Origin of the sequence: Paraburkholderia hayleyella (assembly GCF_009455685.1) — a bacterium.
Lineage (GTDB): Bacteria > Pseudomonadota > Gammaproteobacteria > Burkholderiales > Burkholderiaceae > Paraburkholderia > Paraburkholderia hayleyella.
Map to the genome: position 1 here is coordinate 2,092,881 of NZ_QPES01000001.1, position 20,908 is coordinate 2,113,788.

Consider the following 20,908-nt stretch of genomic DNA (forward strand, 5'->3'; position numbering starts at 1 on the left):
GACCTAGTTCAGTGCTTCCATGCGCAACCGGGTCACCTTTGAGACAACCGTGGTGAGCGCTTCGAGGGTGCGGATCGCGGCGTTAATGTGTTTTTCGCGCGTTTCGTGCGTGAGCACGATGAGGTCGGTTTCGCCCTTGCCATGATCGTCCACCTGCTCGGACTCTTTTTGCAGCAAGGCGTCGATCGAAATGCCCGCATCGGCCAGAATGCGCGTGATGCTGGCCAGCACACCCGCCACGTCTGCCACCCGCAAGCGCAAGTAGTAACTGCTGCTGATTTCTTCAATCGGCAGGATCGGTGTGCTGGAAAGCCGGTCAGGCTGAAACGCGAGATGCGGCACCCGGTGCTCGGGGTCGGCGGTATGCAGCCGCGTGACGTCCACCAGATCGGCCACCACGGAAGAAGCGGTCGGCTCGGCCCCCGCGCCCTTGCCGTAATAAAGCGTCGTGCCAACCGCATCGCCATGCACCACCACCGCGTTCATCGCGCCTTCGACATTGGCGATCAGACGTTTTTCGGGAATCAGCGTCGGATGCACCCGCAGCTCGATACCCTCCGCCGTGCGGCGCGTAATGCCCAGTAGCTTGATGCGGTAACCGAGCTCTTCGGCATAGCGGATGTCGATGGCGTCCAGATCGCTAATTCCTTCGATATACGCCCGCTCGAACTGAACCGGCACGCCAAACGCGATGGCGCTCATGATGGTCACCTTGTGCGCGGCGTCCACGCCCTCGATGTCGAACGTCGGATCGGCTTCGGCATAGCCAAGCGCCTGGGCCGCCTCGAGTGCAGTGGCGAAATCAAGGCCGCGGTCGCGCATCTCGGACAGGATGTAGTTCGTCGTGCCGTTGATGATGCCGGCGATGTACTGGATGCGGTTCGCGCTCAGCCCCTCGCGCAACGCCTTGATGATCGGAATACCGCCCGCCACGGCCGCCTCGAAGGCGACCATCACGCCTTTGGCGTGCGCGGCTTCGAAGATTTCATTGCCATGCACAGCCAGCAGCGCCTTGTTGGCTGTCACGATGTGCTTGCCATTGGCGATCGCGCGCAGCACCAGCTCACGGGCCAGGCTCGTGCCGCCCATCATCTCGGCGACGATATCCAGCGTGGGGTCGTCCACCAGCGCGGCGAAATCGTCGGTGAGCGCGACGCTGCCAGCCGCATCCCCCAGCGCCGCCAGGGCCTTGGCCGGATTGCGCACGGCGATGCGGGTAACCTCGATGCCGCGTCCGGCGCGGCGCCTGATTTCTTCCTGATTGCGGCGCAGTACCGTGAAGGTGCCGCTGCCCACTGTGCCGAAGCCCAGCAATCCCACTTTGATTGGTTCCATGCAGCGTGTCGTGTCAGTTAAAAGTGTCGATTAAAAAGCGGGTGTAAAAGGCGGAAGGCGGAAGGCGGAAGGCGAAAAGCGCCTCGTCGGGCAAGCGCCACCGCCCAGGCAACGAACCCGGCGTATCAGGTATCAAGCCATAAAGCCATCCGGCCATCAGGCCGCGTGACGTTTGCGGTAACCGTCGAGAAAACGGGCGATGCGGCTAATCGAATCGGTCAGATCGTCGACATTCGGCAAAAACACGACGCGGAAGTGATCGGGCGTTTTCCAGTTGAAGCCGCTGCCTTGCACCAGCAGCACCCGCTCGGCGAGCAGCAAATCGAGAATGAACTGCTGGTCGTTTTCAATCGGATACATCTTCGGATCGAGCCGCGGGAACATATACAGCGCTGCATCAGGCTTGACGCAGCTCACGCCCGGAATGGCCGTGAGCAGGTCGTAAGCCACCTGGCGCTGGCGATAAAGACGGCCGCCGGGCATGATCAAGTCCTGAATGCTCTGGTAGCCGCCCAGCGCGGTCTGGATCGCATATTGACCCGGCACGTTCGGACACAGGCGCATCGACGCCAGAATGCCCAGCCCTTCGAAATAATCTTTGGCGCGCTGCCGGTTGGCGCCCATCAGCCCCGACACGTACATCCAGCCCGCACGGTAGCCGCACGAGCGATAGCTCTTGGACAGGCTATTGAATGTCACGGTCAGCACGTCTTCGGACAGCGCCCCGATGGCCGTGTGCTGCAAGCCGTCGTAGACGATCTTGTCATAGACCTCGTCGGCGAAAATCATCAGGCCGTGCTGGCGCGCGATGTCGATGAGTTCGAGCAGCAGCGCGTCCGAATACAGCGCACCGGTTGGGTTATTGGGATTGATGATGACGAGTGCCCGCGTGTTGGGCGTGATCTTGCGGCGAATGTCGTCCGGATCGGGCATCCAGCGGTTGGCTTCATCGCAGGTGTAATGCACGGGCGTGCCGCCCGACAGGCTGACACCGGCCGTCCAGAGCGGGTAATCCGGCGCGGGCAGCAAGACCTCGTCGCCATTGTTGAGCAGTGCCTGCAGCGCCATCACGATCAGCTCGGAGGCGCCGTTGCCGATGTAGATATCGTCGAGTTCGACGCCTTGCACGCCTTTTTCCTGGGCGTAATGCATGATCGCCTTGCGCGCCGCGAACACCCCTTTGGAGTCGGAATACCCCGACGAGCCCGGCAGGTTCAGGATCATGTCCTGAATGATTTCGTCCGGCGCATCGAAGCCGAACGCGGCGAGATTGCCAATATTCAGCTTGATGATGCGATGGCCTTCTTCTTCCAGCCGCTTGGCGTGTTCGAGAACGGGCCCGCGAATGTCATAGCAGACGTTTTGCAGCTTGTTGGATTTGAGAATCGGTTTCACGGCGGGTACTTCATCCTGGAATTGAGTCAAGCGGACAAGCCCTAAAGGCCTTGAAAAAACATTGAAACAAACATTGAAACGGCATGGATACAGCCCGGATACGGCCCCAATACAGCCCGGATACAACGTCGCAACAATCTGGAAATCACGAACCTCTGCGGCGGGAAGCCTCGCCAGAAGCATCCGAAGCGTTCCCGCTCAGGCCTTTGCTCAAGCCTTTGCTCAGGCCTCCACCCGGCCTCGCATCCAGCGCTTCATCCGGCACGCACGCCCAGCCCCGCTGCGAACGTCGGACGAAAAGTTATAATTTAGCGGATTTTAGCCGACTTCCGCAATGCACAAACTTGCACAGACCGCGGCGGCAATGGCTGGCGCACAAGGCCGTGCGGCGATACCCGCCTTCCACGAACCCCGAACCTCCGGAACACCCACTTGAAACTCCACCAGGACTCCAGCGGCGCACTCAATACGGTCACCGGCTATGGCCCCGGTTACGTCGAGATCAATCTTCAGCGGCATAGCGGCAGCATCGTGCTGCTGCCTGACGTGCCGGTTATCGCCTGGCCGGTGACGGCATTCGATACACTCACGGCCGCCGATTTCGACTTGCTGCTCGCGCTCGGCCCCGAACTGGTCATCTTTGGCAGTGGCCCTCGCCTGCGCTTTCCACATCCGCGCCTGACAGCGGCGCTTTCCGCCCAGCGGATCGGCGTCGAAACCATGGATTTCAAGGCCGCTTGCCGTACCTATAACATCCTGATCGCCGAAGGCCGCAAGGTCGCGGCAGCACTGCTCATCGAGGCCTAAGCCCGCGCTAGCGGCAGTTGCTGGCGGCCCCAGTTGTACATTCGTACACTCGATTAAGCCCACGAACATGCGGTTTATGCCAGCAGCCGGCGCCAATCGCGTAAACTGCCCGGCGATGTCGTCCTGCGCCGTCCTGCCGTTGCACCGCGTGTCACCCGGCCAGCCGGCGTGGGCCTGCTCTCCCGCACGGCGCCGCGCCAGCGGCACGTCCTTTTTTATCAACAGGTTAAAACCTCATGAACGATACGCCTTACCGGCTAACGCTCCAGCGCAACACGCTCTTGCTGCTGATACTGGCGCTTGCGGTAGTCTGGTTCGTACCACTCGGCTGGCGCTATCTGCTGCCGAGCGACGAGGGCCGGTACGCCGAAATGGCGCGCGAAATGTTCGTGACCGGCGACTGGATCACGCCGCGCTACAACGGCTACAAATATTTCGAAAAACCACCGCTGCAAACCTGGGCCAATGCGCTGACGTTCGCCTGGTTCGGCATCGGCGACTGGCAGGCGCGGCTCTATACCGCGCTCACAGGCTTCGCTGGCGTGCTGCTGGCCGGCTATACCGGCGCCCGGGTGTTTAACGCCGCCACAGGTTTCTTCGCCGCTGTCGTGCTCGCCACGTCGCCCTACTGGAACCTGATGGGCCACTTCAATGCGCTCGACATGGGCCTGTCGTTCTGGATGGAGCTCTCGCTGTGCGCCTTGCTGCTGGCGCAGCGTCCCAACCTGGCAGGCCGCCAGGTGCGGCTCTGGATGTGGCTATGCTGGGCCTCGATGGCCCTCGCGGTGCTGTCAAAAGGGCTGATCGGCCTCATCCTGCCCGGCGCCGTGCTAGTGCTCTATACGTTCGCGGCACGCGACTGGGCCGTCTGGAAGCGCCTCTATCTGGCCAGCGGACTCATTCTCTTTCTCCTGATCGCCATGCCCTGGTTCGTGCTGGTGCAGCAACGCAATCCGGAATTCCTGAATTTCTTTTTCATCGTCCAGCAGTTCCAGCGCTACCTCACCCCCGAGCAAAACCGGCCCGGCCCGGTGTATTACTTCGTCGCGGTGATCCTCGTGGGCTTCTTGCCCTGGCTGTCGCTCAGCGTGCAAAGCATCCGCCATGCCCTGCGCCTGCCGCGCCAGCCCAATGGCTTTTCGCCCGTGATCTTGCTGCTGGTCTGGGCCGGCTTCATCTTCGTGTTTTTCAGCGCCTCGCATTCCAAACTCGTCTCTTATGTGCTGCCCATCGCGCCCGCCCTCGCGCTGCTGATCGGCCTGTATTTGCCGCTGGTCACACGCACGCAATGGCGCTTTCATCTGGCGGGCTATGCCGTGTTTCTGCTGGCCGCCGCCATCGTCGCCGCGATTGTTCTGGGCCGCGCGGGCGATAGCCGCAATCCCAACGAGCTGTATGTCGCGTACCGTGGCTGGGTGCTGGCTGCCCTCGCGGTGGCCTTCGCGCTGACGCTGGTCGCGCTCTGGCTGAACCGCCGCAGCAAAAACGGCATCGCGGCGTCCGTGGTCATGTTCGGCGCGGCCTGGCTGCTGCTAGGCACGATTGCAGGCACCGGTCACAACATTTTTGGCCGCCTCAGTTCAGGGGCGCCGCTCGCGCCCACGATCCGCGCCGTACTGGACAAGATGCCGCCCGACACGCCGTTTTACTCAGTGGGCGTGCTGGATCACACGTTACCGTTTTACATCGGCCACACCACGATCATGGTGCAGCACGCCGACGAACTGGCGTTTGGCGTCTCCGTCGAGCCGCAAAAATGGGTACCCACCCTCGATGCATGGCGCCAGCGCTGGGCCGCCGAGCCCTATGCGCTCGCCCTGCTCCCCGTGGAAAAATATGAAGAATTTCAGGCGCAGCACGTGCCGATGCAAGTGATTGCCCGCGATTCGCGCCGCGTGATCGTCGCTAAACCCGCTGCCAAAGCGCAACCCTGACCCGCCTCCCGGAACGCATTCATGAATCCTGTTTCGCTCGTTTGTATCCTGCTGGGCGTGGCGTTAAACGCTTGCGCCCAGTTGCTGCTCAAAGCGGGCACCAATGCCGTTGGACACTTCGATTTCACCCGTGCGAACATCCTGCCCATCGGTTTCAAACTCGCCACCCAATGGCCGGTCATCGGCGGGCTTGCGTGCTATGTGATCAGCGTGGTGGTCTGGATTCTCGGGCTGTCGCGGGTCGACGTGTCGATTGCCTATCCCATGCTGTCGCTGGGCTATGTCGTCAATGCCTTCGCGGCCTGGTATCTGTTTGGCGAAGTGCTGTCGTTGCAACGCCTGATCGGCATTGGCATCATCCTGCTCGGCGTGGTGGTGCTGGCGCGCAGCTAGGCACCCCCGGATTGATCCGCTGACGCTGGCAACCCCGCGCAGCCGAAAGACAAAATCCTTTGTTGCAGCATGCTTTGGCCTGGCTGCCCTTTTTTATTTAGCTCAATCATTCGGGACCCCGATGACTCAGTCCTCTGTTCCATTTTTGCCGTTTGTCCGCCCGGAAATCGACGAAGCCACCATCGCGGGCGTGGCCGATGTGCTGCGCTCAGGCTGGATCACCACGGGCCCGCAAAACCAGCAGTTCGAAGCCGAACTCTCGACCTATTGCGGTGGGCGTCCCGTGCGCACCTTCAATTCAGGCACCGCGACGCTTGAAATCGGCTTGCGCATCGCCGGCGTGGGCCCGGGTGACGAAGTCATCACGACGCCCGCATCGTGGGTCGCCACCAGCAACGTCATCATCGAAACCGGCGCCATGCCGGTGTTCGTCGATATCGATCCGCGCACCCGCAATATCGACCTGAACCTGCTGGAACAAGCCATCACCCCACGCACCAAAGCCCTCATGCCGGTGTATCTGTCGGGCTTGCCCGTCGATATGGATCATCTTTACCGCATCGCCCGCAACCACAAGCTGCGCGTGATCGAAGATGCCGCCCAGGCATTCGGTTCGAGCTGGAAGGGCACGCGCATTGGCCAGTTGGGCGACATCGTCTCGTTCAGCTTTCATGCCAACAAGAACCTGACGTCGATCGAAGGAGGCGCGCTCGTGCTCAATAGCGAGGACGAAGCGCTGCTGGCGCAAAAGTACCGGCTGCAAGGCATTACGCGCACGGGTTTTGACGGCATGGACTGCGATGTGCTGGGCGGCAAGTACAACCTGACGGATGTCGCCGCCCGGGTGGGGCTGGGTCAGTTACCGCATATCGAACGCTTCACCGCACAACGCCGCAAACTGGCGCAGGCTTATTTCGCCGGCCTCGCCGACGGTGCCGCAGTAAAACTGGGTCTCGGCCTGCCGCTGGCGGATTTCGATAACAGCAACTGGCACATGTTCCAGATCACGCTGCCGCTGGAACACCTCACGCTCACACGCGCCGCCTTCATGGAAGCGCTGAAAGCGCACGGCATTGGCTCCGGCGTGCACTACCCCGCGATCCACCTGTTTTCGCTATACCGTGCGCGCGGCTTCGCGGAAGGCATGTTCCCGCATGCGGAACGCTTTGGCGCGAGCACCGTCACACTCCCCCTTTTCACTCAAATGACCGAAGCCGATGTGATGCGGGTCTGCCGCGCCATCAATGAAATTTGCGAACAACACGGAAAATAAGCGCACATGAGCCAGACAGGGATACCCGCGGAGACCGCCATGGAAACCGGAGCACAAGCCAGCACAGAAGCTGCCCCACACGTCACCACGCCGGAAATCTCGATCATCATTCCCGTCTTCAACGAAGAAGCAGGGCTGGCGGCGCTCTACGCACGGCTCTATCCCGCGCTCGATGCGCTGGGAACCGGTTACGAGGTGATCTTCGTCAACGACGGCAGCCGCGACCAGTCCGCCGCGCTGCTGGCCAGGCAGTTTCGCGCGCGCCCCGACACCACGCGGGTGATCCTGCTCAACGGCAACTATGGCCAGCACATGGCGATCCTCGCGGGCTTCGAGCAGTCGCGCGGCGACATCATCATCACGCTCGACGCCGACTTGCAAAACCCGCCCGAAGAAATCAGCCGCCTCGCGGCCAAGATGCGCGAGGGCTATGACTACGTGGGCACGATCCGCCTGCAACGCCAGGACAGCCTGTGGCGGCGCAAGGCCTCGCAGATGATGAACCGCGTGCGCGAGCGCATCACACGCATCCGGATGACCGATCAGGGCTGCATGCTGCGCGCGTATAGCCGCCATATCGTGGATACGATCAACTGCTGCGGCGAGATCAACACGTTTATTCCGGCGCTCGCTTACACCTTCGCGCAAAACCCCGTCGAAATCGAAGTCGCGCATGAAGAACGTTTCGCCGGCGAATCCAAATACTCGCTGTATAGCCTGATCCGCCTCAATTTTGATCTGGTGACAGGGTTTTCGGTCGTGCCGTTGCAATGGCTCTCGTTTATCGGCGTCATCCTGTCGCTGGGCTCGGCAGCGTTATTTGTGCTGCTGCTGGTTCGCCGCTTCATCGTCGGCGCTGAAGTCCAGGGCGTGTTCACGCTGTTTGCGATCACCTTCTTTTTACTCGGCGTGATTATTTTCGCGTTAGGGCTGCTAGGCGAGTACATCGGCCGGATTTATCAGCAAGTGCGGGCCCGGCCGCGCTATCTGGTGCAGACCATTCTCGAGCAGCGCAACGGCCTCGCCGTGACCCAAACGCCGCACCCGCCGACCGTATCAGGCAGCGGCCGGGGGAGCCGCCCGTGAGACCTCGCGCCGTCGTATTCGCTTATCACAACGTGGGCGTGCGCTGCCTGCAGGTGCTGCTGGCGCGCGGCGTCGACGTCGCCCTGGTGGTCACGCACGAAGACAACCCGAACGAACGGATCTGGTTTGACAGCGTGGCCGAAGTGGCCGCCGAACAGGGCATCCCAACGCTCACCGGCGCTCAGCAAGCCGAGTTGCACGAAGCCGTGCGCGCCGCCCAGCCCGATTTCATTTTTTCTTTTTACTACCGCCACATGCTGCCCGTCGCGCTGCTGGCGCTGGCGCCGCGCGGCGCATACAACATGCATGGCTCGCTGCTGCCGCACTATCGGGGCCGGGTGCCGACCAACTGGGCCGTGCTGCATGGCGCCAGCGAAACCGGCGCGACGCTGCATGAGATGACGGCCAAACCCGATGCGGGCGCGATCCTCGGCCAGACCAGCGTGCCGATCCTGCCTGACGACACCGCAGCCCAAGTCTTCGATAAAGTCACCGTCGCCGCCGAGCAAACGCTCTGGCGCGTGCTGCCTGCGCTGCTGGCAGGCGAAGCCCCGCATCTGCCCAACGACCTGGCTCAGGGCAGCTACTTCGGCGCTCGCACGCCCGAGGATGGCCGCATTGACTGGAACCAGAGCGCGCAGCAGGTCTATAACCTGATTCGCGCGGTTGCGCCGCCCTATCCGGGGGCGTTCACCGAGATCAATGGCACACGCCTGATCGTGGCGCGGGCACGGCTCGCGGCGCCCGGCGCGCTACCCTCTGATTTGCCCGTCGGGCTCCACGTAAGCGATAATGCCGTTTTTGCCCAATGCGGCGATGGCCGCGCGCTGCGAATCCACGCATTACAGCGAGCGTCCGGGCCGCACGAGCCTCCCCCTCTCCAGGGCGAGAGCCAAATCGACACCTTCATCGACACCTTCGTCACCCCCGCCGAACTGGCCCAGCTCCTTCACTCTTGTCGTCATTCATGAAAAAAGTCCTGATTCTGGGTGTTAATGGCTTCATCGGCCATCACCTGTCCAAACGCATCCTCGAAACGACCGACTGGGAAGTGTTCGGCATGGACATGCAAACCGACCGCCTGGGCGATCTGCTCCATCACGAGCGGATGCATTTTTTTGAAGGCGATATCACGATCAACAGGGAATGGGTCGAATATCACGTCAAAAAATGCGATGTGATCCTGCCGCTGGTTGCCATCGCCACGCCAGCCACCTATGTGCAACAGCCGCTGCGCGTGTTCGAACTCGATTTCGAAGCGAACCTGCCGATCGTGCGTTCCGCCGTCAAGTACGGCAAGCATCTGGTGTTTCCGTCGACCTCCGAGGTCTACGGCATGTGCGCCGACGAAGCCTTCGACCCCGACGCCTCCGAACTCACCTATGGCCCGATCAACAAGCCGCGCTGGATCTACGCCTGCTCCAAGCAACTGATGGACCGCGTGATCTGGGGTTACGGCATGCAGGAAGGGCTGAACTTCACGCTGTTTCGGCCATTCAACTGGATTGGCCCTGGGCTCGATTCGATCTACACCCCGAAAGAAGGCAGCTCGCGCGTGGTCACCCAGTTTCTCGGCCATATCGTGCGCGGCGAGAACATCAGCCTCGTTGACGGCGGTGCGCAAAAGCGGGCCTTCACCGATATCGACGACGGCATCAGCGCCCTGATGAAAATCATCGAAAACGCCAAGGGCGTGGCCTCGGGCAAGATCTACAACATTGGCAATCCGAAGAATAATTTCTCGGTGCGCGAACTGGCGCACAAGATGCTCGCACTGGCGGCCGAATTCCCCGAGTACGCCAGCGAAGCCAAAAAAGTGCAGTTGGTCGAGACCTCATCGGGCGCGTATTACGGCACGGGCTACCAGGACGTGCAAAACCGCGTGCCCAAAATCGACAATACGATGCAGGAACTCGGCTGGGCTCCGGCCTCGACCTTCGACGACGCGCTGCGCAAGATTTTCGAAGCGTATCGCGGCCATGTCGGCGAGGCACGTGCCCTCGTCGAACCGCACTAGGCGAGCCATCTTGCCCCGGATCGTTCTGAAGGTTGACGTCGATACGTTGCGTGGCACCCGCGAAGGCGTGCCCAATCTGGCACGCCTGTGTGAGCGTTTCGACGCACGCGCCACGTTTCTTTTTAGTCTTGGGCCCGATCACACGGGCTGGGCGATGCGCCGCGTGTTTCGGCCGGGTTTTCTGCGGAAGGTGTCGCGCACCTCGGTGGTGGAACACTACGGCATCCGCCAGCTGATGTACGGCGTCCTGTTGCCAGGCCCGGATATCGGCCGGCGCGCCGCCGCGGACATGCGCGCCATTCAGCAGGCGGGCCTTGAGTGCGGCATTCATACATGGGATCACGTCTACTGGCAGGACAACGTACGCCAACGCCCGCGTGAGTGGACCGTCGCCCAGATGCAGCGCAGCTACGAGCGGTTTTGCGACATCTTCGGCACGCCACCGCCAACGCATGGCGCGGCAGGCTGGCAAATGAACGATCACGCCTTTGAACAAATCGACGCCTGGGGCATGCGTTATGCCTCGGATGGACGCGGCCATGAGCCCTACTTTCCGGTGGTCGCGGGCCGCGCGCTCACGCATGTGCAGATCCCCACGACGCTGCCGACCCTCGATGAAGTTCTGGGCACCGACGGGATTGACACAGGCAATATCGCGGCGTGGCTGCTCAAGCACACTGAACACATCACACACGATCAGGTTTTCACGCTACATGCCGAACTCGAAGGACAAAAGCTGGCCCCCGTCTTTGAGCAACTGCTGGCTGGCTGGCGTGCACAAGGCCATACTTTTGCCACGATGGGCGACTACCATGCCACGTTAAACCGTGAGACGTTGCCCGCTTACCCCGTCGCATGGGGCGAAATTCCCGGACGCGCCGGAGAGCTGATCGTCCAGCCCGGGTAAGCGTTAAACGTCAAGTGCGCTGCCCGCCGCGCGTCATCGCCAGTTCGTCGTCTGTCAGTCCGTCTGTCAGTCCATTACAACCGGAGCCCTCCGTGTCTATTGCAGTTGACCAACCCGTCCCCGACTTCACCGCACTGGCAACCGGCGCGGATATCACGCTGTCCAGCCTGAGGGGTAAAAAGGTAGTGCTGTATTTCTATCCGAAAGACAACACCCCCGGCTGCACCACTGAAAGCTTGCAGTTCCGCGACCTGTATCCGGCGTTTCAGGCTGCGGGCGCTGAAATCATTGGTGTGTCACGCGACAGCCTGCGCTCGCACGACAATTTCAAAGCCAAACTCGAACTGCCGTTTGCCCTGATTTCCGACCCGCAAGAAACGCTGTGCATGCTGTTTGGCGTGATGAAGCTGAAAAAAATGTATGGCCGGGAAGTACGCGGCATCGAGCGCTCAACCTTCCTCATCGACGCCGCCGGTGTGCTTCGTCACGAGTGGCGCGGCGTCAAGGTGCCCGGGCATGTCGCAGATATCCTGCAAGCTGTACAAGCGTTGTGAGCCGCGCTATATTGGGCCGCAATGCATGCCTATCTATCCCCTACTTTTCATCGCCCTGCCCAGTCCCACGTTTGCATGACTGAGCGCGTACAGGACACAGCGATGACCGAAGCCGAGCCGCTTGCCCGTTATGCCTGGGCAGCGGCTTTTTTCATGGTGTCAGGACGTTCTTTTATTCGTTCTTGCGCTTTCGTCAAGGAGCCCATCGAAACACAGGCGAACTGGCATTTCTAGACCGAAGCGCGCCTTTTGGCGCAGCCTGCGTGCCGCTGCCCAGCACCGCAGGATGCGACAGACGGCGCACGATATGTGACCCGAATCTTTCGAGGGAAATCATGCCTTTGCCTACCCCCCCCAGCAAACTGGGCACGTTACTGCCCGCTGACGAATACAAGGCCAGCGCTCAACCCGCTAAAGCAGGTAAAAAAGCCGCCAGCACGGCTTCAGCATTGCAACCGGTAAGCGTTGCAGCCGAGCCCGAGACAGCCCCCGGGCGCAACCGGAAATCGCGGCAAACTGCTGCGCTTTTGCAACCGGTCCCGAGCGCGCCTGCCGCCGTACTGGCTCCGGCTCCGGCTGCACCCGCACGCGAGCCGGTAGCCGCGCGTGCGAAGAGAAAACCGGCCAACGATGCCGCCGCAGCCCTGGCTGCACCCGCCACGCCTACCCGTTCCAGCAAGCGCAACAACAACCGCGGCGAGCTCGAAATGCGCAAGCTGTTCGTGCTCGATACCAACGTGTTGATGCACGACCCAAGCTGCCTGTTCCGCTTCGAAGAGCACGACGTCTATCTGCCGATGATGACGCTCGAGGAACTCGACAACCACAAAAAGGGCATGTCGGAAGTGGCGCGCAACGCACGCCAGGTGAGCCGCACGCTCGATGCGTTAGTCGCCTACGCAGGGGAAATTTCGGCAGGCATCGCGCTCTCGCGCCTTGGCAGCCGCGAAGCATTGGGGTGCCTGTATTTCCAGACCACGCTCACGCACATCGAACCCGTGGACGGCCTGCCGCAAGGCAAGGCAGATAACCAGATCCTCGGCGTGGTGCGAGCCTTGCAGCGTGAACGGCAAGACCGCCAGGTCGTGCTGGTGTCGAAAGACATCAACATGCGCATCAAGGCGCACGCCCTTGGCCTGCCCGCGGAAGACTACTTCAACGACCAGGTGCTGGAAGACAAGGATCTGCTTTATTCCGGCATTCGCGCACTGCCCCAGGATTTCTGGAACAAGCATGGCAAGGGCATGGAAAGCTGGCAGGACACCAAAAACGGCACGACGTTTTATCGCATAACCGGGCCGTTGTGTGCGTCGATGCTGGTCAATGAGTTTGTCTATCTCGAGCCGCAAAACGGCGAACCCGCGTTCCATGCCATCGTGCGCGAACTCAACGGTAAAACCGCGTTACTGCAAACCCTGCGCGATTATGGCCATCACAAGAACAACGTCTGGGGCATCACGGCGCGCAACCGCGAGCAAAATTTCGCGCTGAACCTGCTGATGAACCCCGAGGTTGATTTCGTCACCCTGCTCGGCCAGGCCGGCACCGGCAAAACCTTGATGGCGCTGGCCGCGGGGCTAGCGCAGGTGCTCGATGACAAGCGCTACAACGAAATCATCGTGACCCGCGCAACCGTGCCCGTCGGCGAAGATATTGGCTTTTTGCCCGGCACCGAAGAAGAAAAAATGCAGCCCTGGATGGGTGCCTTCGATGACAACCTCGAAGTACTGCAAAAAACCGATGATTCCGCTGGCGAATGGGGCCGCGCGGCGACCCAGGAGCTGATCCGCTCGCGTCTGAAGGTCAAGAGCATGAGCTTTATGCGTGGCCGTACTTTCGTCGATAAATATCTGATCATCGACGAAGCGCAAAATCTGACGCCCAAGCAAATGAAAACGCTCGTCACCCGGGCAGGCCCGGGCACGAAGATCATCTGTCTTGGCAATATCGCGCAAATCGACACGCCCTACCTGACTGAAGGCAGCTCCGGCCTCACTTACGTGGTGGACCGCTTCAAAGGCTGGACGCACAGTGGTCATGTGACGCTGGCGCGTGGCGAGCGCTCACGGCTGGCCGATTACGCCTCGGAAGTGCTCTAGGCTCCAAGCTTCAGGCTCGTGGTTGATGTCCTGTCCCCGGGATATTCATCCGCCTGGTTTTAAAAATCTGAAAGCCACATCGGGCAACAAGCCCGATGTGGCTTTTTTTATGGAATGCATGGAAGCCGTTCCAAAAAAATAATCACGCGAGCAGCAGACAACTGGAAATTTTATTTCCTAAATAATTTTTTGGTAAAGCATCCGCGACCCTATACCCCTGCAAAATGCGCATCATTGGCGCCGAGGTAAAGCAGCATTATTGCCAGACGCAATGTACGACAGCATTCAGAACCGAATCACTATACTCAAATACAAGCGGTTCTATAAAAGACAGCGAACATAAATATTTTCATTCATTTCGAAGGATAAATCATGGAACGAGTCAATAAGGCATCCGAAAATAATATTGCCAGCTACAAAGCTAACGAATCCGACTCTCAATCCCCGGCAACCAAGGCACGTCCGCTTCGGGCATCGCCTGTAGTGACGTCACAGCCGGCGTCCGACAGCGGAGCTGGAATACAGAAGCACAATGCGGTTTCCGCGCGCGCCGGTACGCTTGCCAAGCCCTCATCCTCCGGCGGAGCTGGAACGCAGAAACCCAGCGCTCCTGCCACTCGCGCCGGTACATCCGCCAATCCATCGACTGACAGTAATCGTCAGGGCCGCGCGGGACAGGAGAAAGAGAAGTCAACAGCCGAACACTTGTTGAATATCGCGCAAGGTGCGGGCGGCGTGCTATCTAACTATCAATTAGGCCAAACACAGGTAGGGAATGCGATCAACGACTTCCGCTCTGGCAATCCGGTTTCAGGCTTTGGCAATGCCGTCGGTTCAGTAGGATCGCTGATGGGTTTCACGGGATCGGCATTGAACGGCATTTCAAGTATTGCCGGCCTGGCCGGAAACCAAAGTCTGTCAGACAAAGTTAAGGCCGCATCTGATGCATTTTCAGTTAAAGGCATGGAGTCCCTGTCATCCAGCTCGGCGTTAGGCTCGATTGCTAGTGCCATCAATACGTCTCGGGATCCAAACAAGACACAAGAGGACAAAAATCAAGCCACTACCCTTACGGCTGCAGAGCTTGCGAGCGCTGGCGGCCCAGTCATAACCGGCCAGGGAAACAGTGACGCCAGCAAGTTTTGGAAACAGTTCGGCAGTTCGCTGGGGAACACCGGGACGTTGGTAGGTGGCGTACAAACCATGAAGAACAGCCTGGATGCATTCAAAAGTGACATTCAGCAGGGCCACTACGGCCAAGCGCTGATCTCAGGGATTGGAGGCGTCCAAGGTGCGACTCGGGCCGGCATGGCGCTATCGTCCACGCTGGGCAGCGCGTTGACGGAAGCCGGCTACAAGACCGCCGGAGAGAACGCCACCAAGGCTGCTCCGCTACTCGGCAACCTGTTCTTCGCGCTCGGTAACCTGCAGGGTGCGATGAGCAAAACGCTCAGCAAAGACCACTAAAGCCGTTCCGCGAGGCTGCCACCAGAATGCTTGGCGGCAGCCTCGTCATTCGGGGGTCGCTTCAGATCTTGATGATTCTGGCTGATTGTTCGTCTCGTTATCTCGCCAGGATACCGACCTCACACAATGAGGTCACAAGTTGCGTGAGCTACTCCAGGGAGAAACAACACAGTACAAGCGCCCCGCATCACTCGCCGAAACAAAGCTATTTATCCATGGACTTCAAGTAAATTGTCAAGAGTTCTTGCCTACGCCATGCTGGGCGGGCTACCATCCGCCCATCAGCACTCTCTTGACGGGTTTTTCACCCGCTTGTGGTTTCATGCGCCGATTCGGATTTTCACTGCTGATTGTCCTGCTGCTTACCGCCTGCGCGGGCCCGCCGCAGAAGGTGATGCGGAGCGCTCCCTCACTCGCCCAAGCCCCAAGCGGTAGTTTTCGTCCGCCGCAGGGCTTTCCGAATTTCGTCGATCACAGCATCGGGCGTGAAGAAATATCCATTCAGGCGATGAGCCTCGTCGGCGTGCCTTACCGCTGGGGCGGCAATACGCCCGATAGCGGCTTCGATTGCAGCGGGCTGGTGCGCTATGTCGTATTACGGGCCGCCTCCGTCAGCCTGCCGCGTACCACGCTCGATATGAGCGGCCACGGTCAGACCATCGAGCCTGACGAGATTGCCCCAGGCGATCTGATTTTCTTCAATACGACCGGACGGGCACACTCTCACGTCGGGATTTATGCCGGCAAGCTGCGCTTCGTCAATGCGCCCTCGACCGGGGGCACGGTTCGCCTCGACTATCTGACCAACCCCTACTGGGCTAAACGTTTCGACGGAATTCGCCGGGTCGCCCCACCCAATACCGCGCCCACACCGTTCAATGCACCGCTGTATCAAGCATCGGCCTCAATGTCGACGCCACCGCAAGCGCTACCGGACACGCCAGCAGTTGCCGCCGTCAAGCCCACGCAGGTTGCCCTCGAAAACGTGCGCCTGACTCAAGCCGCAAATCGGCCCATCACCCAGCCTGTCACCACACCCGTGGCGACATCTTCTAGCGCGACAAGAACAGCGGACCCGTTTGAGCCGCCCCCACCCAGCCTAAGTGCGGCCCAGCGGCAAGCACTCGCTGCCGGGGCCATCACGCCCACCCCGGTTCAGGCCGAGACGGCCATCACGGCCGCGCGTGTGCCGGGTGCGGCCAGCGATGCCTTTGAACCACCCCCCACCGCCTCAATGGCATTACGCCAGGCTCAGCGGGCACAACACACTGAAGCTACGGGCGCGAACGTTCAGGTCATCCGTACCTCGACACCCGCCGTCCCCAGCGACGATCCCATTGCCCGCTTCGCCAACGGCAACTTCTAGGCTCCACCCAGCACGCCTGACTTTACCGTCCTGTAACCTGTCGCAGCACAGGCTCTGCTATGGTTCGCAGATCTATTCTTCTGTTCAACAGGCGGCCATCATGAATCTCGAACTCAACGGCAAAGTCGTGTTAATCACCGGCGGCAGCAAAGGTATTGGTCTCGCCTGCGCGCGAGCATTCGCGTTTGAAGGAGCGCGCGTGGCGATCGTCTCACGCGATGCCGCGAATCTCTCCCGGGCGCGCGAGGAACTGGCCCGCGACGGTTTGCAGGTTCATCTGGCTCGCGCCGATATGCATGACCCCCACAGCGCTGCCGACGTAGTCGAGGAAGCCAGCACCACGCTAGGCCCGATTGACATCCTGATCAATAGCGCAGGCGCCGCGCGCCGCTACGATCCGGAAGCCCTGGACGCCGCGGCCTTTAGAGCCGCCATGGACGCCAAATATTTTCCGTATATCAACCCTCAGCAAGAAGTGCTGCGGCACATGGTGCAGCGGCGCGAAAGCGCGCCCGAAGCAGCATCGGGCACGATCGTGAATATCATCGGCATGGGTGGCAAAGTGGCGAGCGACATCCATCTCGCAGGTGGCGCCGCGAACGCGGCCTTAATGCTGGCTACAGTGGGGCTCGCACACTATTACGCGCGTTACGGCATCCGCATCAATGCGATCAATCCAGGCGCGACGCGAACGGAACGGTTAGAGGAAACCCTGGCGCTGGAAGCTGGCCGGCAAGGCCTGACACGCGATGAAGTTTTAGCGCAAGACGAAGCACGTGTGCCGCTTGGACGCTATGCCACACCGGAAGAAGTCGCTAACGTCGCACTCTTTCTGGCAAGCCGCCGGGCGAGTTACGTGACAGGCGCGATCATTCCGATGGATGGCGCAAGCACGCCGATGATCTGATGAACTAAAAAGAACAGGCTGCCAAATCGTGGCAATCCTGGCTCCAGGTAGAGGGCCGGGCTCCAGGTAGAGGGTCTTGAGCCCTCCACCCGATAGCCTTAGAACAGATGGCGCCCCACCCACCATCCCGCAGCGGCAAGCATCGCCGAAGCGGGAATCGTCAAGATCCAGGCCCAGATGATATTGCCCGCCACGCCCCAGCGCACCGCGCTCAGCTTGCGCGTTGCACCGACGCCGACAATGGCACCTGTAATGGTATGCGTGGTTGAAACCGGAATACCCAGCCATGAAGCAATAAAAAGCGTAATGGCACCCCCCGATTCGGCACAAAAGCCACCGACAGGTTTGAGCTTGGTAATTTTCTGTCCCATCGTGCGCACGATGCGCCAGCCGCCAAACAGCGTGCCCAGCCCCATCGACAGATAACACCCGGCGATCACCCACACGGGCGGCTCGGCGGCGGTGGCCGAAGCGTATCCGGAGGCAATCAGCAGCATCCAGATAATACCGATGGTTTTTTGCGCATCGTTACCGCCGTGCCCAAGGCTATACAGCCCCGCCGATACCAGTTGCAGATGACGGAAACGCCGGTCGACCTTGCTCGCGGGCGTGCGAAAGTAAATCCACGAAACCGCCAGCATGAAGCACGAGCCCAGCACGAAACCCAGCAGCGGCGAAATGAAAATAAAGGCGACTGTTTTAAGCAAGCCATCAAAATTCAGCGCCCACCAGCCCGATTTGGCCAGCGCCGCGCCCACGAGGCCGCCGATCAGCGCATGCGACGAACTCGATGGAATGCCGTAATACCAGGTGACGATATTCCAGCCAATGGCCCCCACCAGCGCGCCGAAGATCACGTAGTGATCGACGATATCGGGATCAATCGTGCCTTTGCCGACCGTTTGCGCCACCTTCAGGTGAAACACGAAATACGCAATGACGTTGAATGCAGCGGCAAATGCCACGGCTTGATGGGGCTTGAGCACGCCCGTCGAAACGACTGTGGCAATGGAGTTCGCGGCATCATGAAACCCATTCATGAAGTCGAAAATCAGTGCGACAGTAACAAGGGCGGCAACCACCCAGATGGCAATTTGTATCGAATGCATCGTCCCGTCCGCTTAAGCGTTTTCCAGCACAATGCCTTCGATGATGTTGGCAACATCCTCGCATTTATCGGTAATCGATTCGAGCAACTCGTAAATGGCCTTGAGCTTGATCAGCGTCTTGACGTTGTCTTCTTCACGGAACAGTTTGGAGATTGCCGAACGCAGCACCCGGTCGGCTTCCGACTCAAGGCGATCAATTTCTTCGCAGGCTTTCAGGATCTGACTGGCCTGCTTCAGGTCGGACAGCATGCCGACTGCCGACTGGACGTGTTCCGCAGTTTCCGTACAGATATGCGCCAGCTGGCTCGCCTCTGAAGTCACTGCCTGAACGTCATAAAGCGAAATAGCCGTGGCGACATCCTCCATCAGGTCGAGGATGTCGTCCATCGTGGTAATCAGTTTATGGATTTCGTCGCGGTCTAGCGGAGTGATGAACGTCTTGTGCAGCAGGTCGATGGTTTCGTGCGTGAGCTTGTCCGCTGCTTTTTCGGCAGCCTGCACGTTTTGCTTATGAATCTCTGCGTCCGCCAGATTGTCGATCAGCAGCTCTAGTTCATGGCTGGCGGAAACAATGCATTTAGCATGCGCGTTGAAGATTTCAAAGAACTTGCCCTCGGTGGGCATGAATCGACCGAACATTGGAATCCCGGGAAATGGTCACAGATGGCAGGCAGAAAACTGCGGTATTGTACCGTCGCCTTATACGTCGTGACACGTGAAAAGGGCCATGACGTTGTCTACACAGCACGGCATGGCCGATTATTCACTGCGAAAGTTTTGCGTACCGGCAAAATTATCGAACTTTGTATATTGCCCATGAAACGTGAGGCGAATCGGACCAATTGGGCCATTACGCTGCTTGCCGATAATAATTTCAGCGGTGCCTTTATCCGGGCTGTCAGGATTGTAGACTTCGTCGCGGTAGATGAACAGGATGACGTCCGCGTCCTGCTCAATCGCACCGGATTCACGCAAATCCGACATCACGGGCCGCTTGTTGGGACGCTGCTCCAGCCCACGGTTCAACTGCGAAAGCGCAATCACAGGCACGTCGAGTTCTTTGGCCAGGCTCTTGAGTGAGCGTGAGATTTCTGAAATTTCAGTCGCACGGTTTTCGCCCGTGGACGAGCCGCTCATCAACTGCAAATAGTCGATGATGATCAAGCCCAGCTTGCCGCACTGGCGCGACAACCGCCGTGCGCGCGAGCGCAGTTCCATGGGGTTCAGCCCCCCCGTTTCATCAATAAATATCTGTGCCTCGCTCATTTTCTGCACGGCGTGCGTCAGCTTGGGCCAGTCTTCGTCGGTCAGGCGTCCGGTACGCATCCGGTGCTGGTCGAGCCGCCCGACCGAACCCAGCATCCGCATCGTCAACTGTGTGCCCGGCATCTCCATCGAAAACACCGCAACCGGCAAACCATATTCCACGGCCACATACTCACCGACGTTCATCGAGAACGCCGTCTTGCCCATGGAGGGCCGCCCCGCGACGATAATCAGCTCGCCGCCATGCATACCCGACGTCATCCGGTCGAGATCGATAAAGCCGGTGGGCGTGCCCGTCACATCGCTCGGGTTCGCGGTGTGGTAAAGCGTGTCGATGCGCTCGACCACTTGCGTGAGCAGCGGGCCGATCTCAAGGAACCCCTGCGTCCCGCGTGCACCATCCTCGGCGATCGAAAACACTTTCGATTCGGCCTCGTCCAGCAACTGGCGGACTTCCTTGCCTTGCGGATTAAACGCGTCGGCGGAAATTTCGTCGGCGACCGTCACCAGACGGCGCAGCACCGCGCGATCGCGCACGATTTCGGCATACCGGCGGATATTGGCCGCGCTTGGCGTGTTTTGCGCCAGCGCATTCAGATAGGCGAGCCCGCCGACTTCGTCAGCCTTGCCCGACGTCCCGAGCGCTTCATAGACTGTCACGACGTCAGCCGGACGCGTCGCCGCGATCAGCTTGCCAATGTGCTGAAAGATCAGGCGATGGTCATAGCGGTAAAAATCGCTTTGCGACAAAAAATCCGCAATGCGGTCCCAGGCGCCGTTATCGAGCAGCAAGCCACCCAATACCGATTGTTCGGCTTCGATCGAATGCGGCGGGACTTTCAGTGATTCGAGCTGAGGATCGTTCAACGGTGCGTTCATGGGGAGGGATTATCGGGCAAATGGCCACGCCGGGAAACAGGCTATCCAAGAAAAAAGGCAGGGACCGGTTACCCGGCCCCTGCCCCTTGCCAGACAACGCCTGGGCTTATGACG

19 protein-coding genes are annotated in these 20,908 nt (G+C 60.0%); 14 read left to right on the forward strand and 5 right to left on the reverse strand.

All coding sequences use genetic code 11. The annotated features are described in order from the left end of the window. Positions 1-3: 3 nt before the first annotated feature. The gene (locus GH657_RS09280; RefSeq protein WP_153100423.1) at positions 4-1,335 is read right to left on the reverse strand and encodes a homoserine dehydrogenase; all 1,332 of its coding nucleotides are present in this window, start codon (positions 1,333-1,335) and stop codon (positions 4-6) included. 156 nt (positions 1,336-1,491) lie between these two features. Beyond that, a complete protein-coding gene (locus GH657_RS09285; protein WP_174769922.1) occupies positions 1,492-2,730 on the reverse strand; it encodes a pyridoxal phosphate-dependent aminotransferase in 1,239 nt (412 codons plus the stop codon). A gap of 432 nt (positions 2,731-3,162) precedes the next feature. Here GH657_RS09285 and GH657_RS09290 point away from each other — a divergent pair, with 432 nt between their 5' ends. From GH657_RS09290 to GH657_RS09355, 14 genes are all read left to right on the forward strand, one after another. Beyond that, complete coding sequence (locus GH657_RS09290; protein ID WP_153100425.1) at positions 3,163-3,537, forward strand: Mth938-like domain-containing protein; 375 nt, start codon at positions 3,163-3,165, stop codon at positions 3,535-3,537. Between the two features lie 236 nt (positions 3,538-3,773). Further along, positions 3,774-5,471 carry a glycosyltransferase family 39 protein gene (locus tag GH657_RS09295; protein ID WP_153100426.1) on the forward strand — a complete coding sequence of 566 codons (1,698 nt, stop codon included), beginning with the start codon at positions 3,774-3,776 and terminating at the stop codon, positions 5,469-5,471. A 21-nt stretch (positions 5,472-5,492) separates the two neighbouring features. Then, on the forward strand, positions 5,493-5,864 hold the full coding sequence (locus GH657_RS09300; RefSeq protein WP_153100427.1) for an SMR family transporter: 372 nt from the start codon (positions 5,493-5,495) through the stop codon (positions 5,862-5,864). Between the two features lie 121 nt (positions 5,865-5,985). After that, on the forward strand, positions 5,986-7,137 hold the full coding sequence (locus GH657_RS09305; RefSeq protein ID WP_153100428.1) for a DegT/DnrJ/EryC1/StrS family aminotransferase: 1,152 nt from the start codon (positions 5,986-5,988) through the stop codon (positions 7,135-7,137). Positions 7,138-7,176: 39 nt separating this feature from the next. Further along, the gene (locus GH657_RS09310; protein WP_153101704.1) at positions 7,177-8,223 is read left to right on the forward strand and encodes a glycosyltransferase; all 1,047 of its coding nucleotides are present in this window, start codon (positions 7,177-7,179) and stop codon (positions 8,221-8,223) included. Next, positions 8,220-9,194: a formyltransferase gene (locus tag GH657_RS09315; protein ID WP_153100429.1), complete on the forward strand. Its 975-nt coding sequence runs from the start codon at positions 8,220-8,222 to the stop codon at positions 9,192-9,194. The genes GH657_RS09310 and GH657_RS09315 overlap by 4 nt, the downstream gene beginning before the upstream one ends. Beyond that, the gene (locus tag GH657_RS09320; protein WP_153100430.1) at positions 9,191-10,240 is read left to right on the forward strand and encodes a bifunctional UDP-4-keto-pentose/UDP-xylose synthase; all 1,050 of its coding nucleotides are present in this window, start codon (positions 9,191-9,193) and stop codon (positions 10,238-10,240) included. The genes GH657_RS09315 and GH657_RS09320 overlap by 4 nt, the downstream gene beginning before the upstream one ends. A 10-nt stretch (positions 10,241-10,250) precedes the next feature. After that, positions 10,251-11,147, forward strand: a complete 897-nt coding sequence (locus GH657_RS09325) for a polysaccharide deacetylase family protein (protein WP_153100431.1) — start codon at positions 10,251-10,253, stop codon at positions 11,145-11,147. A gap of 92 nt (positions 11,148-11,239) precedes the next feature. Then, positions 11,240-11,701 carry a peroxiredoxin gene (locus GH657_RS09330; RefSeq protein WP_153100432.1) on the forward strand — a complete coding sequence of 154 codons (462 nt, stop codon included), beginning with the start codon at positions 11,240-11,242 and terminating at the stop codon, positions 11,699-11,701. Between the two features lie 102 nt (positions 11,702-11,803). Continuing rightward, positions 11,804-11,935: a hypothetical protein gene (locus tag GH657_RS18405; RefSeq protein ID WP_281349371.1), complete on the forward strand. Its 132-nt coding sequence runs from the start codon at positions 11,804-11,806 to the stop codon at positions 11,933-11,935. A gap of 101 nt (positions 11,936-12,036) precedes the next feature. Then, positions 12,037-13,800 carry a PhoH family protein gene (locus GH657_RS09340; RefSeq protein WP_153100434.1) on the forward strand — a complete coding sequence of 588 codons (1,764 nt, stop codon included), beginning with the start codon at positions 12,037-12,039 and terminating at the stop codon, positions 13,798-13,800. Between the two features lie 372 nt (positions 13,801-14,172). Beyond that, a complete protein-coding gene (locus tag GH657_RS09345; protein WP_153100435.1) occupies positions 14,173-15,267 on the forward strand; it encodes a hypothetical protein in 1,095 nt (364 codons plus the stop codon). Positions 15,268-15,589: 322 nt separating this feature from the next. Then, on the forward strand, positions 15,590-16,633 hold the full coding sequence (locus GH657_RS09350) for a C40 family peptidase (protein WP_153100436.1): 1,044 nt from the start codon (positions 15,590-15,592) through the stop codon (positions 16,631-16,633). 100 nt (positions 16,634-16,733) lie between these two features. After that, positions 16,734-17,540, forward strand: a complete 807-nt coding sequence (locus GH657_RS09355) for an SDR family oxidoreductase (protein ID WP_153100437.1) — start codon at positions 16,734-16,736, stop codon at positions 17,538-17,540. 98 nt (positions 17,541-17,638) lie between these two features. Here the strand turns inward: GH657_RS09355 and GH657_RS09360 are convergent, their stop codons facing one another. The 3 genes from GH657_RS09360 to GH657_RS09370 all read right to left on the reverse strand — a co-directional run bounded on the left by GH657_RS09360 (position 17,639) and on the right by GH657_RS09370 (position 20,794). Further along, positions 17,639-18,649 carry an inorganic phosphate transporter gene (locus GH657_RS09360; protein WP_153100438.1) on the reverse strand — a complete coding sequence of 337 codons (1,011 nt, stop codon included), beginning with the start codon at positions 18,647-18,649 and terminating at the stop codon, positions 17,639-17,641. Positions 18,650-18,661: 12 nt separating this feature from the next. Next, a complete protein-coding gene (locus GH657_RS09365; protein WP_153100439.1) occupies positions 18,662-19,288 on the reverse strand; it encodes a DUF47 domain-containing protein in 627 nt (208 codons plus the stop codon). A gap of 120 nt (positions 19,289-19,408) precedes the next feature. After that, the gene (locus tag GH657_RS09370) at positions 19,409-20,794 is read right to left on the reverse strand and encodes a replicative DNA helicase (RefSeq protein ID WP_153100440.1); all 1,386 of its coding nucleotides are present in this window, start codon (positions 20,792-20,794) and stop codon (positions 19,409-19,411) included. Between the last annotated feature and the right edge of the window lie 114 nt (positions 20,795-20,908).

Excerpts from the sequence above, each read along its gene's own strand:
- GH657_RS09340 (WP_153100434.1), top strand. The coding sequence starts at position 12,037 with ATGCCTTTGCCTACCCCCCCCAGCAAACTGGGCACGTTACTGCCCGCT.
- GH657_RS09310 (WP_153101704.1), top strand. The coding sequence starts at position 7,177 with ATGGAAACCGGAGCACAAGCCAGCACAGAAGCTGCCCCACACGTCACC.
- GH657_RS09350 (WP_153100436.1), top strand. The coding sequence starts at position 15,590 with ATGCGCCGATTCGGATTTTCACTGCTGATTGTCCTGCTGCTTACCGCC.
- GH657_RS09365 (WP_153100439.1), bottom strand. The coding sequence starts at position 19,288 with ATGTTCGGTCGATTCATGCCCACCGAGGGCAAGTTCTTTGAAATCTTC.
- GH657_RS09355 (WP_153100437.1), top strand. The coding sequence starts at position 16,734 with ATGAATCTCGAACTCAACGGCAAAGTCGTGTTAATCACCGGCGGCAGC.
- GH657_RS09305 (WP_153100428.1), top strand. The coding sequence starts at position 5,986 with ATGACTCAGTCCTCTGTTCCATTTTTGCCGTTTGTCCGCCCGGAAATC.
- GH657_RS18405 (WP_281349371.1), top strand. The coding sequence starts at position 11,804 with ATGACCGAAGCCGAGCCGCTTGCCCGTTATGCCTGGGCAGCGGCTTTT.
- GH657_RS09345 (WP_153100435.1), top strand. The coding sequence starts at position 14,173 with ATGGAACGAGTCAATAAGGCATCCGAAAATAATATTGCCAGCTACAAA.
- GH657_RS09280 (WP_153100423.1), bottom strand. The coding sequence starts at position 1,335 with ATGGAACCAATCAAAGTGGGATTGCTGGGCTTCGGCACAGTGGGCAGC.
- GH657_RS09320 (WP_153100430.1), top strand. The coding sequence starts at position 9,191 with ATGAAAAAAGTCCTGATTCTGGGTGTTAATGGCTTCATCGGCCATCAC.
- GH657_RS09360 (WP_153100438.1), bottom strand. The coding sequence starts at position 18,649 with ATGCATTCGATACAAATTGCCATCTGGGTGGTTGCCGCCCTTGTTACT.
- GH657_RS09300 (WP_153100427.1), top strand. The coding sequence starts at position 5,493 with ATGAATCCTGTTTCGCTCGTTTGTATCCTGCTGGGCGTGGCGTTAAAC.
- GH657_RS09295 (WP_153100426.1), top strand. The coding sequence starts at position 3,774 with ATGAACGATACGCCTTACCGGCTAACGCTCCAGCGCAACACGCTCTTG.
- GH657_RS09370 (WP_153100440.1), bottom strand. The coding sequence starts at position 20,794 with ATGAACGCACCGTTGAACGATCCTCAGCTCGAATCACTGAAAGTCCCG.